The sequence below is a fragment of the Stenotrophomonas sp. Steno-C18 genome, assembly GCF_056393195.1.
Genome location: NZ_JBWJOX010000010.1, coordinates 26,859 through 40,451 on the forward strand (window position 1 = coordinate 26,859; position 13,593 = coordinate 40,451).

17 protein-coding genes are annotated in these 13,593 nt (G+C 67.5%); 6 read left to right on the plus strand and 11 right to left on the minus strand.

From position 1 onward, the window contains the following. Genes pdxA through AC06FE_RS17245 form a run of 5 tightly spaced genes read left to right on the plus strand, consistent with a single transcriptional unit; the run spans position 1 to position 3,862 of the window. Complete coding sequence (gene pdxA, locus AC06FE_RS17225; RefSeq protein WP_478073735.1) at positions 1-981, plus strand: 4-hydroxythreonine-4-phosphate dehydrogenase PdxA; 981 nt, start codon at positions 1-3, stop codon at positions 979-981. Then, a complete protein-coding gene (rsmA, locus tag AC06FE_RS17230; protein ID WP_313252648.1) occupies positions 978-1,790 on the plus strand; it encodes a 16S rRNA (adenine(1518)-N(6)/adenine(1519)-N(6))-dimethyltransferase RsmA in 813 nt (270 codons plus the stop codon). Before pdxA ends, rsmA begins: the two co-directional genes overlap by 4 nt. Positions 1,791-1,839: 49 nt before the next feature. Beyond that, positions 1,840-2,223, plus strand: a complete 384-nt coding sequence (apaG, locus tag AC06FE_RS17235; protein WP_132864950.1) for a Co2+/Mg2+ efflux protein ApaG — start codon at positions 1,840-1,842, stop codon at positions 2,221-2,223. After that, positions 2,223-3,233 carry a symmetrical bis(5'-nucleosyl)-tetraphosphatase gene (locus tag AC06FE_RS17240; protein ID WP_478073736.1) on the plus strand — a complete coding sequence of 337 codons (1,011 nt, stop codon included), beginning with the start codon at positions 2,223-2,225 and terminating at the stop codon, positions 3,231-3,233. The genes apaG and AC06FE_RS17240 overlap by 1 nt, the downstream gene beginning before the upstream one ends. A 26-nt stretch (positions 3,234-3,259) precedes the next feature. Further along, a complete protein-coding gene (locus AC06FE_RS17245; RefSeq protein WP_478073737.1) occupies positions 3,260-3,862 on the plus strand; it encodes a DUF1287 domain-containing protein in 603 nt (200 codons plus the stop codon). A 238-nt stretch (positions 3,863-4,100) separates the two neighbouring features. Here AC06FE_RS17245 and AC06FE_RS17250 read toward each other — a convergent pair whose 3' ends face one another. From AC06FE_RS17250 to AC06FE_RS17295, 10 genes are all read right to left on the minus strand, one after another. Continuing rightward, positions 4,101-4,592 (minus strand): dihydrofolate reductase, encoded by a 492-nt coding sequence (locus AC06FE_RS17250; protein ID WP_478073788.1) that lies wholly within the window; start codon positions 4,590-4,592, stop codon positions 4,101-4,103. 47 nt (positions 4,593-4,639) lie between these two features. Next, positions 4,640-5,434 carry a thymidylate synthase gene (locus tag AC06FE_RS17255; RefSeq protein ID WP_192286656.1) on the minus strand — a complete coding sequence of 265 codons (795 nt, stop codon included), beginning with the start codon at positions 5,432-5,434 and terminating at the stop codon, positions 4,640-4,642. Further along, positions 5,431-6,336, minus strand: a complete 906-nt coding sequence (lgt, locus tag AC06FE_RS17260; protein WP_132864954.1) for a prolipoprotein diacylglyceryl transferase — start codon at positions 6,334-6,336, stop codon at positions 5,431-5,433. The genes AC06FE_RS17255 and lgt overlap by 4 nt, the downstream gene beginning before the upstream one ends. 64 nt (positions 6,337-6,400) lie before the next feature. Beyond that, positions 6,401-6,892, minus strand: coding sequence for a TPM domain-containing protein (locus AC06FE_RS17265; protein ID WP_478073738.1), 492 nt, complete (start codon positions 6,890-6,892; stop codon positions 6,401-6,403). Continuing rightward, positions 6,892-7,773 (minus strand): TPM domain-containing protein, encoded by an 882-nt coding sequence (locus tag AC06FE_RS17270; protein ID WP_478073739.1) that lies wholly within the window; start codon positions 7,771-7,773, stop codon positions 6,892-6,894. Before AC06FE_RS17270 ends, AC06FE_RS17265 begins: the two co-directional genes overlap by 1 nt. 10 nt (positions 7,774-7,783) lie before the next feature. Beyond that, on the minus strand, positions 7,784-8,416 hold the full coding sequence (locus AC06FE_RS17275; RefSeq protein ID WP_132864957.1) for a LemA family protein: 633 nt from the start codon (positions 8,414-8,416) through the stop codon (positions 7,784-7,786). A 98-nt stretch (positions 8,417-8,514) separates the two neighbouring features. Next, a complete protein-coding gene (locus tag AC06FE_RS17280) occupies positions 8,515-9,264 on the minus strand; it encodes a TerC family protein (protein ID WP_132864958.1) in 750 nt (249 codons plus the stop codon). A 53-nt stretch (positions 9,265-9,317) separates the two neighbouring features. After that, complete coding sequence (locus AC06FE_RS17285; RefSeq protein WP_313252657.1) at positions 9,318-9,698, minus strand: diacylglycerol kinase; 381 nt, start codon at positions 9,696-9,698, stop codon at positions 9,318-9,320. Positions 9,699-9,841: 143 nt separating this feature from the next. Continuing rightward, positions 9,842-11,107: a sensor histidine kinase gene (locus AC06FE_RS17290; protein ID WP_478073740.1), complete on the minus strand. Its 1,266-nt coding sequence runs from the start codon at positions 11,105-11,107 to the stop codon at positions 9,842-9,844. A 130-nt stretch (positions 11,108-11,237) separates the two neighbouring features. Further along, positions 11,238-11,951, minus strand: a complete 714-nt coding sequence (locus AC06FE_RS17295; protein WP_057633435.1) for a response regulator transcription factor — start codon at positions 11,949-11,951, stop codon at positions 11,238-11,240. 168 nt (positions 11,952-12,119) lie between these two features. On the opposite strand from AC06FE_RS17295, the gene AC06FE_RS17300 reads away from it, so the two are divergent. Next, a complete protein-coding gene (locus tag AC06FE_RS17300) occupies positions 12,120-12,473 on the plus strand; it encodes a DMT family protein (RefSeq protein WP_478073741.1) in 354 nt (117 codons plus the stop codon). Between the two features lie 106 nt (positions 12,474-12,579). Here AC06FE_RS17300 and AC06FE_RS17305 read toward each other — a convergent pair whose 3' ends face one another. Continuing rightward, positions 12,580-13,506, minus strand: coding sequence for a DUF6607 family protein (locus AC06FE_RS17305; RefSeq protein WP_478073742.1), 927 nt, complete (start codon positions 13,504-13,506; stop codon positions 12,580-12,582). Positions 13,507-13,593: the final 87 nt, after the last annotated feature.

Here is a 13,593-nt window from a genome sequence, read left to right on the forward strand (position 1 = left end):
ATGCTTCCCCAGCTCGCTCTGGTCCCGGGCGAGCCCTCCGGGATCGGCCCGGAACTGTGTATCCGCCTTGCCCAACAGCCGCGCAGTGATTGCCGGCTGTTGGCGTTTGCGGACCCGCAAACCCTGCGCGACGCCGCTGCCGCGCTGCAGCTGCCGCTGCAACTGCTGCCCGAACACGCCCGGGCCCAACAGCCCGGTGACCTGCGCCTGCGCCCGGTCGCCAATGCCGTCCCCAGCCGCTTTGGACACGCCGACCCACGCAACGCGCGCGCGGTGATCGATGCCTTGCACGGGGCCGGGCAAGCCTGCCTGGACGGCGCGCTCGATGGCGTGGTGACCGGCCCAGTGCACAAGGCCGTCATCAACGACGGCGGCATCGCCTACAGCGGCACCACCGAGTTGCTGGCCCAGCAGGCCGGGGTCGAGGTGGTGATGATGCTGGCCAACGACATCGTCCGCGTCGCGCTGACCACCACCCACCTGCCGCTGCGCGAGGTCGCCGACGCGATCACCGCAGACGGCCTGCGCAAGGTCATCCTCACCACCCATCGCGCGCTGCGCCGTGACTTCGGCCTGGCCGAGCCCCGCATCGCGGTGCTCGGGCTGAACCCGCACGCCGGCGAGGATGGCCATCTGGGCCGCGAGGAGCTGGACGTGATGATCCCGCTGCTGGACCAGCTGCGCGCCGAGGGCATCCCCCTGATCGGCCCGCTGCCGGCCGATACCGCCTTCCTGCCGGCCAAGCTGGCCGGTTTCGACGCCGTGCTGGCCATGTACCACGACCAGGGCTTGCCGGTGCTCAAGTACAGCGGCTTCGAACAGGCCACCAACATCACCCTCGGCCTGCCCTACCCGCGCGTGGCGGTGGACCACGGCACCGCGCTGGACCTGGCCGGCAAGGGCATCGCCGACCCCTCCAGCCTGTTCGCCGCCACGGAACTGTGCGCCAGGCTGGCCGCACAACGTAAAATCACCGCATGAATTCCTCCCATCCCCCGCGCGCCGGCGCAGGTTTCACCGCGCCGGCGAAGAAGCAGCTGGGCCAGCACTTCCTGGCCGACACGCATTACGTCGAAAAGATCGTGATGGCGGTCAACCCGAAGGACGGCGACCGCCTGGTCGAGATCGGCCCGGGCCAGGGTGCCATCACCTTCCCGCTGCTGCGCCGCCACCCGAAGCTGACCGTCATCGAGTTCGACCGCGACCTGATCGCACCGTTGACCGAGGCCGCCGCGCCATTGGGTGAGCTGACCATCGTCCACCGCGACGTGCTGCAGGTCGATTTCACCGCGCTGGCCGCTGGCGGAAAGATCCGCCTGGTCGGCAACCTGCCCTACAACATTTCCTCGCCGATCCTGTTCCATGCACTGGAGCACGCCGCGGCGATCTCGGACATGACCTTCATGCTGCAGAAGGAAGTGGTCGACCGCATGGCCGCCGGCCCGGGCAGCAAGGTCTATGGCCGCCTGAGCGTGATGCTGCAGGCCTGGTGCGAGGTGACGTCGCTGTTCGTGGTGCCGCCAGGCGCGTTCCGGCCACCGCCGAAGGTGGACTCTGCCGTGGCCCGACTGGTGCCGCGCGACCCCGCCACAATCGGCATCGATGACCCCAGACGCTTCGCCGAGGTGGTCAAGGCCGCCTTCGGGCAACGCCGCAAGACGCTGCGCAACGCCCTCAACGGCGTCATCGACGAAGCCGGCTTCGCCGCCGCCGGGGTCCGCAGCGACGCCCGCGCCGAACAGCTGGAAGTGGCCGATTTCATCCGACTTGCGAACGTACCGCACGCCTGAGTGCGACATCTGCGCAAACCGATCACCTGCTTTTGCTTACACTCCCCCCATGGAAGAATCCCGCCACTACGCGATCGAGATCGAGGTTTCCCCTCGTTTCATCGACGACCAGTCGGCCCCTGAAGACGGGCGCTTCGCGTTCGCCTACACGATCCGCATCCAGAACCGCGGCAGCGTCCCCGCGCGGCTGATCAGCCGCCATTGGCGCATCACCGACGGCGAGGGCCGGGTCGAGCACGTCGACGGCGACGGCGTGGTCGGCGAACAGCCACGGCTGCGCCCGGGCGAGGAGTTCAGCTATACCTCCGGCGTCATGATCGGCACCGAGTACGGCACCATGCAGGGCCACTACGACATGCTCGCCGACGACGGCACCGAGTTCGCCGCGCCGATCGCACCGTTCGTGCTGTCCATCCCAAGGACGCTGCACTGATGGCGACCTGGGCAATCGGCGACCTGCAGGGCTGTTACGACGTCACCCAGTCGCTGCTGGAGAAGATCAACTTCGACCCCGCCGCAGACCGGCTCTGGTTCTGCGGCGACCTGGTCAACCGTGGCGGGCAATCGCTGGAGACCCTGCGCCTGGTGCATTCGCTGCGCGAGCAGAGTGTGGTGGTGCTGGGCAACCATGACCTGTCGCTGCTGGCCATCGGCGCCCGCAGCGAAGAGGAGCAGCGCAAGGTCAACCCGGACCTGCAGCGCATCGTGCTGGCCGAGGATCGCGACACCCTGCTCGACTGGCTGCGCCTGCAGAAGCTGGTGCACGCCGACCGCGAACTGGGCTGGATGATGTTCCATGCCGGGCTGGCGCCGAAGTGGACCGTCGCCCTGGCCGAGAAGCATGCCCGCGAGGTCGAGCAGCAACTGCACGGCAACGGCTACCGCAAGCTGTTCCGCAACATGTACGGCGACAAGCCGGCCTGGTCGCCGGGGCTGAGCGGCTATGACCGTTCGCGCGCGATCATCAACATCTTCACCCGCATGCGCTACTGCACCCCCAGTGGCCGCATCGGCATGGAGGACAAGGGCACGCCCGGCACCCAACCGCAGGGCATGTACCCCTGGTTCGAAGTACCCGGCCGCGTGGAGCGCGAGCTGAAGATGGTCTGCGGCCACTGGTCGGCGCTGGGCCTGACCATCACCCAGGGCGTGCACGCCATCGATACCGGTGCGGTCTGGGGCGGCAAGCTCACCGCGCTGCAGCTGGACAGCGAGGACCTGCGCGTGGTGCAGGTGCCGGGCCGTGACGTACCCGCGCCGGTCCCCGGTGCGCATCCGCCGCGCAAACCCAAGCCGGAGCGCCCGGCCGAGCCCCGCGGCGAGCAGCCCGCGCGCGGCGAACCGCGCCGTCGCCCGCGCCGTCGGCGACCGGGTGCGGGTAATGGCAGTGGCAACAATGCCGGCACCAACGGCGCTCCGCCCACCGTCGGGCCGGGTGAATGATCCGCGGGCCATCAGCCCTGCTGCTGATGGCCTCCGCCCTGCTTGGCGCCTGCCGGCAGGAAGTCCCCCACTCCACTGAACTGCCGCCTTCGCGTGCCCAGGCACCGGCGGTCACGTCCGTACCGCTGGTGGCCGCGGCACGTGCGCAGGTCGGCGTGACCGTGCGTTACGACCCGGCCTACTTCGCATTGGCCTATCCCGAAGGCGATCCTCCACGGGACCGTGGGGTCTGCACCGACGTGGTGGTACGCGCATTGCGCGGGGTCGGCATCGACCTGCAGGCGCGCATCCATGCGGACATGCGCGCGCACTTTTCCGAGTACCCCCCGCTATGGGGCCTGTCGCGCACGGACCGCAACATCGACCACCGACGCGTGCCCAACCAGATGCGCTGGATGCAGCGCCAGGGTTGGGAACTGCCGATCAGCACGCAACCGGGCGACTACGCTCCCGGCGACATCGTCGCGTGGAAGCTCAACGGTAATGGCCTGCTGCACGTGGGCATCGTGTCCGATCGCCTGATGGACGATGGCACGCCGCTGGTGCTGCACAACATCGCGCGCGGCACGCAGGAGGAAGACCTGTTGTTCCGGCACACGATCATTGGGCATTACCGGATGCCGGGTTAAGGCAAAGGCTTACCCCTCCCCAGCCCTCCCCTTGGCTGCGCCAAAGGGAGGGGGCGTATCCTGCGAGCGTTCAGATCATCGCCGTGCGAGCGTCGTTCGGATCACCGCCCTGCGAGCGCTCAGATCATCGCGCAGCCGCTGTTGCCCCCTCCCTTTGGCGCAGCCAAGGGGAGGGTTGAGGAGGGGTTCGTTGTTCCGGCAACCTGAAACGGCGCCGGCTTCGCGGCCGAGGCCGCGCCTACCGGCGGATGTAGTGGGCGAAGCGGAACGCGTAGGCGTGCCGCGCATCGGCCGCGTGCGGCTGGCTGTCCACTTCCTGCCACTGGGCCGGGTCCACGGCCGGGAAATGCGTATCGGCCACCACCTCGGCGTCCACCCAGGTCAGGTACAGGTCGGTGGCCTGATCGATCAGCAATCGGTAGATCTCACCCCCGCCGATCACGCACAGTTCGGACGCGCCTTGCGCCAGCGCGATGGCCTGCGCCTGCTGCAGCGATGCCACCGCCTGCATGCCCTCGAACGGCACCTGGCCGCTGCGGGTCAGCACCAGGTTGGTCCGTCCCGGCAGCGCGCGACCGAGCGACTGCGCGGTCCTGCGCCCCATCAGGATCGGCTTGCCCAGCGTGAGCATCTTGAAGTGCCTGAAATCATCCGGCAGGTGCCACGGCATGCCGTTGTCCTGGCCGATGCCGCGATTGCGGTCCAGCGCGGCGATCATCGACAGCCGCAGCTGCACCGGGGTTGCCGCTTCGCCGTTCGCCGTTCCCATCCCCTGGCTCACACCGCCACCGGTGCCTTGATCGCCGGGTGCGGGTCGTAGCCGTCGATACGGATGTCCTCGAAACGGAAACCGAACAGGTCGGTGACCTCCGGGTTCAACCACAGCGTCGGCAGCGCGCGCGGCGCACGCGACAACTGTTCGCGCGCCTGCTCGTAGTGGTTCGAATACAGGTGCGCATCACCCAGCGTGTGCACGAAATCGCCCACGCCCAGGCCGGTGGCCTGCGCCACCATGTGGGTCAGCAACGCGTAGCTGGCGATGTTGAACGGCACGCCGAGGAAGATGTCGCCGCTGCGCTGGTACAACTGGCAGCTGAGCTTGCCGTCGACCACGTAGAACTGGAACAGGTTGTGGCAGGGCATCAGCGCCATCTGCGACAACTCGCCCACGTTCCATGCGCTGACCACCAGCCGGCGCGAATCCGGGTTGCGCTTGATCTCCTCGACCAACCACTGCATCTGGTCGATCTCGCGCCCGTCGGCGGTGGCCCAGCTGCGCCACTGCTTGCCGTAGACCGGGCCGAGGTCGCCGTTGGCATCGGCCCACTCGTCCCAGATCCGCACGTTGTTGTCCTTCAGGTAGGCGATGTTGGTATCGCCCTTCAGGAACCACAGCAGCTCGTGGATGATCGAGCGCAGGTGCAGCTTCTTGGTGGTGACCAGCGGGAAGCCTTCGTTGAGGTCGAAGCGCATCTGCCAGCCGAACACGCTGCGCGTGCCGGTGCCGGTGCGGTCGGACTTCTCGCTGCCGTGCTCGAGCACGTGCCGCAGCAGATCCAGGTAGGGCTTCACGCTTTTTCCTCCAGCGGCAGGACCGGCTGCAGCACCGGGGCACGGCGCGACATCACCAGCAGGATCACGCCCAGCGCGATCAGCGGCAGGCTCAGGATCTGGCCACGGGTCAGCCAGTCAAACGCCACGTAGGCGCCGTTGTCGGGCATGCGCACGAACTCGACCAGGAAACGGAAGGCGCCGTACATCAACGCGAACAGGCCGGACACGGCGTAACGCGGGCGCGGCTTCATCGAGTACAGCCACAGCACCACGAACATCACCAGCCCTTCCAGCACCGCTTCATACAACTGCGAGGGATGGCGCGCGTACTGGGTGAGCAGCCCGGCGGCGAAGTCCTGCTTGATCTGCGCGGCCGACATCAGCTGCTCCATCGTCGGCAGGCCCGCCGGCACGTCCTTCAACGGCGAATGCGGGAACACCACGCCCCAGCCGGAATGGGTGAACTTGCCCCACAACTCACCGCCGACGAAATTGCCCAACCGGCCGAAGCCCAGGCCCAGCGGCACCAGCGGTGCGACGAAATCAATGGTGTCGAAGAAGTGCTGGCGCTGCTTGCGCGTCCACCACCAGCCGGCGATCAGCACGCCGAGCAGGCCGCCATGGAAGCTCATGCCGCCTTCCCATACACGCAGCAGCAGCAACGGGTTATGCAGGAACTCGGCGGTGGCATAGAACAGCATGTAGCCGATGCGCCCGCCCAGCACCACGCCGAGCATGGCGTAGAACAGCAGGTCCGAAAAACCGTTCATGCTCACGCCCGGCAGGCGCCCGGCGAGGATCCGCTGCCGGCCCAGCCACCAGGCGGCGCCGAAGCCCAGCAGATACATGATGCCGTACCAGTGCACCGAGATCGGCCCCAGGCTGAAGGCGATGGGGTCTATGTCATGGAGATAGATCATGAAGGCACTGTCTGGCGAACGAAGTCCTATTCTCGGGGCTGCATTCCCTGCGTCAACCGCCCACTCAGCCAAGCAGCTGCGGGCGGTCAGGCAACTCGTTGCCGCGTGGTCGGTCCGGGTCGGCGGGAAAGTGCCGGGCCAGCAGCTGCGAGACCTCGGCCACGGCGGCCAGCACGGCCGCCTCGCGGTCGCCACTGCCCAGGTGCACGCGCAGGTGCTCGCAGACCTGCTGCCACTGCCCGGCCTCGATGCGGCCCGACAGGCCGCGGTCGGGCACGATCTCGATGGCGTGGTCGGCCAGCAGCAGGTAGATCAGCACCCCGTTGTTGGCCTCGGTGTCCCAGGTGCGCAGCACCGCGAAGGCATGCTCGGCACGCTGCCGGGCATCCACGCCCCGCCACAGCATCGGCAAGGACAGGTCCGACTCCACGGCGAACATCACCTGGCCGCCGTGCTGGCGCTCACCGTCGGCGATGGCCCGGGCGATCCGCTCCAGACTGGCTTCCGGGAAGACCGCATGGGCCGAGGGCGAAAACACATGGCGCAACCAGCGCATCACCAGCTCCCCGAGGCGCCACCGCCTCCCGATCGCCCGCCGCCGCCGGACCAGCCACCACCGCCGCCGAAGCCTCCGCCACCGCCAAAGCCCCCGCTCCCCCAGCCCCCGCCCCCGCCGCGGGCGAAGCCGCCGGAAGCCCTGCCGAAGGAGAAGAACAGCGCGGCGAAGGCCGCCATCACGCCATTGGCCAGCGTCAGCAGCAGCGCACCGGCAAGCCCGGCCAGCACCGCGGCAAGCAAGCCCCGCACCGCCTTGGGCTGCCGCGCCAACAGCAGGCGCATCAGCACCGCGGCAACCACGCCGATGCCGATCGCGAACAGGAAGCTGTCCTCGCCGCCGTCCCTGCGCCCGCGGTTGCTGCTGACCTGGGCCGGCAGCTGCTCGCCATCAATCAGCTTGACCAGCACCCCTGTGGCGGCGGTGATGCCGCCGGCATAGTCGTCCTGGCGGAAATGCGGCACCAGGTACTCCTGGATCACCCGGTTGGCGATGGCATCGGGGATCGCCCCTTCCAGCCCGTAGCCGGGCTCGATGCGTACCCGCCGGTCGTCCTTGGCCACCACCAGCAACACCGCGTCATCCACGCCCTTGCGCCCGACCTTCCATTCGTCGAAGACGCGGGTGGTGTACTGGGCGATGTCCTCGGGCTGGGTGGTGGGCACGATCAACACCTGCAGCTGGCTGCCCTTGCGCTGCTGCAGGGCCAGCGCCTGCTGCTCGAGTGCCTGCTTCTGCGCTGTGTCCAGGGTGCCGGTGGCGTCCACCACCGGCGAGTCCAGCGGCGGGATCGGTGCCCGTTGCTGGGCCACCGCCACGCCTGCCCAGCCCACGCCAAGCAGGCACAGCAACAGCCACAGCCGCGGCAGCAGGCCGGTCATCGGCACGAACTCACTGCGCCGGCGCAGGCGCCGGTTGCGGTGCCGGCGGCTGCGGCTGCTGGTTGCCGAAGTTGACCGCCGGCGGCTGGGCGATCTGTGCCTCGTTCTCCACGCTGAAATTCGGCTTGGCCGCATAGCCGAACATCTTGGCGGTGATCACCTGCGGGAACGAGCGGATGTAGGTGTTGTAGTCCTGCACCAGCTGGATGTAGCGGCCGCGGGCCACAGTGATGCGGTTCTCGGTGCCTTCCAGCTGCGCCTGCAGGTCACGGAAATTCTGGTCCGACTTCAGCGTCGGGTAGTTCTCGCTGACCACCAGCAGCCGCGACAGCGCGCTGCCCAGCTCGCCCTGGGCCTGCTGGAACTGGGCCAGCGAGTCGGCATCGTCGGCGTTGACCTGGATCTGGCCGACCTTGGCGCGGGCGTTGGTGACCTCGGTCAGCACCTGGCGCTCCTGCTGGGCGTAACCCTGCACGGTGTTGACCAGGTTGGGGATCAGGTCGGCGCGGCGCTTGTACTGGTTCAGCACCTCGGACCAGCCGGCCTTGACCGCCTCGTCCTTCTGCTGGATGGCGTTGTAGCCACACCCGGAAATGGAGATTGCCGCCACGACGAGCAGCATCAAGCGGAGGAACTGGCGCATGGTCGGGTCCTTGGACGTCGGAGTGCCGAGCATGCCACGGCCGGGGTGCAGCGTGTGCCAAAGCAAAGGGCCGGCAATGCCGGCCCTTTGTGATTCGTTTACCAGTCTTCCGAACCCGGTACGTGGTGCTGCTTGGCGTTGCGCCGCATCAGCAGGTTCAGCCACTCGACCAGGACCGAGAAGCCCATCGCCGCGTAGATGTAGGGCTTGGGCACGTGGACATCGAAGCCGTCCAGCACCAGCACCGTGCCGACCATCAGGATGAAGGCCAGCGCCAGCAGCTTCACGGTCGGGTTGGCGTCGATGAAGCGGCCCAGCGGGTTGGCCGCCAGCAGCATCACCGCCACCGACAGCAGCACCGCGCAGACCATCACCGGCACGTGGTCGGCGATGCCGACGGCGGTGATCACCGAGTCCAGCGAGAACACGATGTCGATCACCGCGATCTGCGCGATCACCATGCCGAACGCGGCCGAGGCCTTGGTGGTGGTCGGGTCGGCGTCTTCACCGCCACTGACCAGCTCGCGGATTTCCTTGATGCCCTTGTAGAGCAGGAACAGGCCGCCGACGATCAGCACCAGGTCGCGGATGGAGATGCCCATCCCGGCGATGGTGAACAGGTTGTTCTCCATGTGCGCCAGGTAGGCCAGCGAGATCAGCAGCAGGATGCGGGTGATGCAGGCCACCGCGATGCCGACGCGACGCGCCAGCGGGCGCTTGTGCTCGGGCAGGCGCCCCACCGCGATGGAGATGAACACCAGGTTGTCGATGCCCAGCACGATTTCCAGCGCACTGAGCATGAACAGCGTGACCCATACGTTCGGGTCGGCAAGAAACTCAAAAGACATGCACGCAATCCTTCAATAGAACCCAACTACCCCGCGCCACCCGACGCGTGGTTTCAGAAAAGACGGGGAACCAGCAACAGGCCCCAGCACACCAGCACGTTCATCATCAGCACGAATACCGCCGCCGAGCCCATGTCCTTGGCGCGGCCGGCCAGCACGTGGTACTCCGGGCCATAGCGCTCGATCACGGCCTCGATGGCCGAATTGGCCAGCTCCATGGCCAGCACCAGCAGCATCGAGCCGATCATCAGGACCTGCTCGACCGGGGTCTGCCCCAGCCACAGCGCCACCGGGGTGAGGACCACGAACAGGTAGACCTCCAGGCGGAACGAGGACTCGTGCAGCCAGGCCGCGCGCAGGCCCTGCCAGGACCACTGGGCCGCCTTGAAGATGCGGCCCGGGCCGCGCGGCATGTGGCCGGTCTGGTCAGCCATGGCACACCTTGCCAGTCGTCGCGCCACGGCGCGGCGGGTACAGATCAAACAGGGGAGCTGCCATGAACGATGACACCGGTTGCGGATAGGCAATAGGCAATTTTGCCACATCTGCCCGTTCACTTCCCGGAACCGGCCGCCGCTCAGCTGAAGCGCACCACCGCCACGGTGCCCTGCCCCTCCCGGCTGTCCAGGCTGATCTGCCAGCAGCAGCGTTCGCACAGCCGCCGGACGATGCTCAGGCCCAGTCCCAGCGAATTGCCGTGCTCGCCGCGGACGAACGGCTCGAAGGCCCGTGACAGGGCATCGGGCGACATCCCGACGCCGGTGTCGCGCACCGTCAACTGGCCGTGGGACACCGTGACCTCGACCAGGCCGACGTCGGTATAGGTACAGGCGTTGCGCAGCAGGTTGCCGACCACCACGTGCATCACCCGCGGTGGCGCCAGCAGCGGGTGGCGGCCGTCGATGGACACCCGCAGCTCCACCGGCTTGCCGCGCAGCAGCTCCTCGGCCAACCCGGCCTCGTAGCGGACCAGGTCGCCGACATCGAACCATTCCGATTGCGGCTCCACGTCCACTTCCCGGGCCAGCAGCAGGAAGGCATCGATCACCGCCTCCATGTCGCGCCCGGCGCGCTGGATCCGCTGCAGGCTGCGCTGCAGGCGCGGGGTCAGCTCGGGGTCGGCCAGGGCCATGTCGCTGGCCATCCGGATCACCGTCAACGGGGTCCGCAGTTCGTGGCTGGCATCGCGGGTGAAGTTGCGTTCGCGGGCCACGTGCGCGGCCACGCGCCCGGCCATCGCATGCAGTGCCAACGCCAGCTGCAGGCTTTCGCCCTTGACCTCGGCCGGCAACCGCTCCGGTGCCAGCTCCCCGGCATCGGGCCGGCGCGGGTCCCACTGCGACACCCTGCGTGCCAGCCAGTTCACCGGCCAGACCAGGCGCCGCGAGACCCGGTAAGTCCGCCACGACACCGCGTAGATCACGATCAGTACCAGCAGTACCGGCACCACGCCGAACCAGAACGCATTGCGCTCGGTCTGCGAGCGCTCCAGCACCAGGTACAGCCGCCCGGCCGGCTGCGGGTCGACCAGCACCCGCTGGCTGCTGGCCTTGAGTTCATGGAACCCCGGGGAAAGCGTGCGCAGGGCGACCGGAATGCCATCGGGTGGCTGCCCGTGCAGCCACAGGTAACCCTGCAGGGTGTGGGTGTCGGGAGGTGGCTTGCCCGGGTGTTTGGCCCGCGCCTGCCAGTAGTGGGCCGCCTCTTCCTGCAGCTTCACTTCTTCCAGCCCGTGCCGGATCACCTGCGTCACCAGGTAGCCGCCCACCAGGACCGCCAGGCTCACCAGCAGCGCCTGAAGGATGAATGCGATCCTGATTTTGCGCGACAACCCGTAAGGCATCTGCCTCCCCCCGAAGCACGCGTGATTATAAGGATGCCCGCCCACCGGCCGACGCGCGTCCTGGTACGAAAAGGCCGTCGCGCCCCCAAAGGCGCGACGGCCTGCTCATTGTCCGGTCACCGCATGTGCCTCAGCCCATCGGCTGGCCGATGTCCGCGATGCGGTATCCGGCGCTTTGTACGGTATGCAGCAGCGGGCGATCAAACGGCTTGTCGATGATCTTGCGCAGGTTGTACAGGTGGCTGCGAAGGGTGTCGGAGTCCGGCAGGCCATTGCCCCAGATCTCCCGCTCGATCTCCTGGCGGGTCACCACGCGCGGCGACTCGCGCATCAGGATGGTCAGCAGGCGCAGGCCGATCGGGGAGAGCTGCAGCTCGCTGCCGGCGCGGGTGGCGCGCATGCTGACCGGGTCCAGCACCAGGTCGGCCACTTTCAGCACCTCGGCACCCACCTGGCGACGCTCGCGGCGGATCAACGCACGCAGGCGCGCTTCCAGTTCCTGGATCGCGAAGGGTTTGGTCAGGTAGTCGTCGGCGCCGTATCCCAGCCCGGTGAGCTTGTCGTCCAGCGTGTCGCGCGCGGTCAGCATGAGCACCGGCGTGGACTTGCGTGCCTCGTTGCGCAACCGGCGGCAGACCTCGATGCCGTCCAGCCGTGGCAGCATCAGGTCCAGCACCACCACGTCGTAGCTGTTCTCGGCCGCCAGGCGGTAGCCGTCCAGACCATCGACCGCGTAATCAACCTCAAACCCCTTGCCTTCCAGGTACTCACCGATCATTTCGGAGATGTTGCGGTTGTCTTCGACAACCAGTACCAGGCCGGACGATTCCTTTGTCTGTCGCATGGAGCCTCCTCAGTCTTCAGCTTTGTGAAACATGACGTACCCCGGGTAGATACCGCGTGAAGACGGCATGTGCCAATTGGTTGCCTCGGAAACCATTAGAGCCCGCCGATGAAGGCCGGCTCACGGCCTTCGGCCCTAAGCTATCGGCCCCTCACGACGAATCTGCACATGGCCGCGATGCCTTTCACCGCCTACCTGTACCCGGTGCTGCTGTTGATCGCCAGCAACGTATTCATGACCGTCGCCTGGTACGGCCACCTGAAGTTCAAGACCGCGCCGCTGATGACGGTGATCCTGGTCAGCTGGGGCATCGCCTTCTTCGAGTACTGCCTGCAGGTGCCGGGCAACCGGCTTGGCAGCGCGGTGTATTCCGCGCCGCAGCTCAAGGGCATGCAGGAAGTGATCACCCTGCTGGTGTTCGCGGTGTTCTCGGCCGTGTACCTGGGCCAGCCGCTGAAGTGGAACCATTGGGCCGCGTTCGGCCTGATCGTGGTCGCGGCGCTGTTGATGTTCAAGGAGTAAGGCGCCCCGGACAGCAGGAGCGCCTTCAAGCACGAAGCCGGTACCGCATTGGCCGAGGCGATTCCTGCAATTGCAGGCCTTGCCGGCTTCGCGGCCAGGTCCGCTCCTACGGGGCGGGCTCGACGAACTGCACGAACACCGCGTCGATCTTCGCGGTGTCCACGGCCGCACCGCCCTGCACGGCCTCGGCCTGCTCGAACAGCGGGATGATCATCGCCATGCCGTCCAGCTTGGTCTTCAGGTGCACGCCCGGCGCCTTGTCCAGGTGGGCCGCCCAGCGCTGGCGCACCTGCGCCCAGAAGCCGGCGGTCGCCTTCCAGTAGTCCAGCGCCGGGGTGAAGTCGACCTCGGTGGTCCTGATGTAATCGTTGAAGCCGAACTCGCGGGCGATCTCCACCTGGCTGCCGTCGGCGTTGCGCTGCACCTTGGTGTTGAACTGCTCGTGGGTCCAGCCATTGGGCGTGAGCGTGTGCCGGTTAACCACCGCCAGCGCGTTGTAGTCGCTGCGCTTGGTGTACTCACGGCGCGGCAACGGGCGCCAGCTCAGGTCGCTGGTCCAGGTCGGCACGTTGTTGTCGTAGGTCCACTTGCCGGTGCCGCAGTAGCGCGGGGCGTCGCTGACTTCGTAGACGCACTGCGTCCAGGCGCCCTGGTTCAACGTGGCATCCACCGGCCGCACCTGCCAGGTCTGGTCGGCGCTGAACTCGAAGCGGCTCGGTGCCTGGTACACCCAGTCCTGGCGCCAGTGCTTGGTCACGTGCCCGCTCTTGGCATCGACCAGCAGATGCTGCAGCACGATGCGGGTCGGGCTGTCCTCGACCACCACCACCACTTCATCCCCGCCACTGCGCATGGCCGGCGCGCGTTCATAGCCGGGCTTGAGCAGCACGGTCTCGTCGAAGGCGAAATCCACGGTGTACTGGCCCTGCATGGCCAGGATGCTGTCGTGGTCACGGGTGATGCTGGCGGGCGCTGCGCTGGCCAGACCGCTCACGGCGGTCAACAGCAGCAGGCTGGCGGGATGAAGCGTCATGAGGCATTCCTCGTACGTGGCGAAGTGGGTGACACGATGAAAGGCGCCTTCCCTGGCCCGGTCGCGTTCCCTCGCACCGGCCCCTGG

Coding starts and splice junctions, on each gene's coding strand:
- AC06FE_RS17240 (WP_478073736.1), top strand. CDS start 2,223: ATGGCGACCTGGGCAATCGGCGACCTGCAGGGCTGTTACGACGTCACC.
- AC06FE_RS17300 (WP_478073741.1), top strand. CDS start 12,120: ATGGCCGCGATGCCTTTCACCGCCTACCTGTACCCGGTGCTGCTGTTG.
- AC06FE_RS17305 (WP_478073742.1), bottom strand. CDS start 13,506: ATGACGCTTCATCCCGCCAGCCTGCTGCTGTTGACCGCCGTGAGCGGT.
- lgt (WP_132864954.1), bottom strand. CDS start 6,336: ATGATCTATCTCCATGACATAGACCCCATCGCCTTCAGCCTGGGGCCG.
- AC06FE_RS17265 (WP_478073738.1), bottom strand. CDS start 6,892: ATGCGCTGGTTGCGCCATGTGTTTTCGCCCTCGGCCCATGCGGTCTTC.
- AC06FE_RS17275 (WP_132864957.1), bottom strand. CDS start 8,416: ATGCGCCAGTTCCTCCGCTTGATGCTGCTCGTCGTGGCGGCAATCTCC.
- pdxA (WP_478073735.1), top strand. CDS start 1: ATGCTTCCCCAGCTCGCTCTGGTCCCGGGCGAGCCCTCCGGGATCGGC.
- AC06FE_RS17290 (WP_478073740.1), bottom strand. CDS start 11,107: ATGCCTTACGGGTTGTCGCGCAAAATCAGGATCGCATTCATCCTTCAG.
- apaG (WP_132864950.1), top strand. CDS start 1,840: ATGGAAGAATCCCGCCACTACGCGATCGAGATCGAGGTTTCCCCTCGT.
- AC06FE_RS17280 (WP_132864958.1), bottom strand. CDS start 9,264: ATGTCTTTTGAGTTTCTTGCCGACCCGAACGTATGGGTCACGCTGTTC.
- AC06FE_RS17295 (WP_057633435.1), bottom strand. CDS start 11,951: ATGCGACAGACAAAGGAATCGTCCGGCCTGGTACTGGTTGTCGAAGAC.
- AC06FE_RS17270 (WP_478073739.1), bottom strand. CDS start 7,773: ATGACCGGCCTGCTGCCGCGGCTGTGGCTGTTGCTGTGCCTGCTTGGC.
- rsmA (WP_313252648.1), top strand. CDS start 978: ATGAATTCCTCCCATCCCCCGCGCGCCGGCGCAGGTTTCACCGCGCCG.
- AC06FE_RS17245 (WP_478073737.1), top strand. CDS start 3,260: ATGGCCTCCGCCCTGCTTGGCGCCTGCCGGCAGGAAGTCCCCCACTCC.
- AC06FE_RS17285 (WP_313252657.1), bottom strand. CDS start 9,698: ATGGCTGACCAGACCGGCCACATGCCGCGCGGCCCGGGCCGCATCTTC.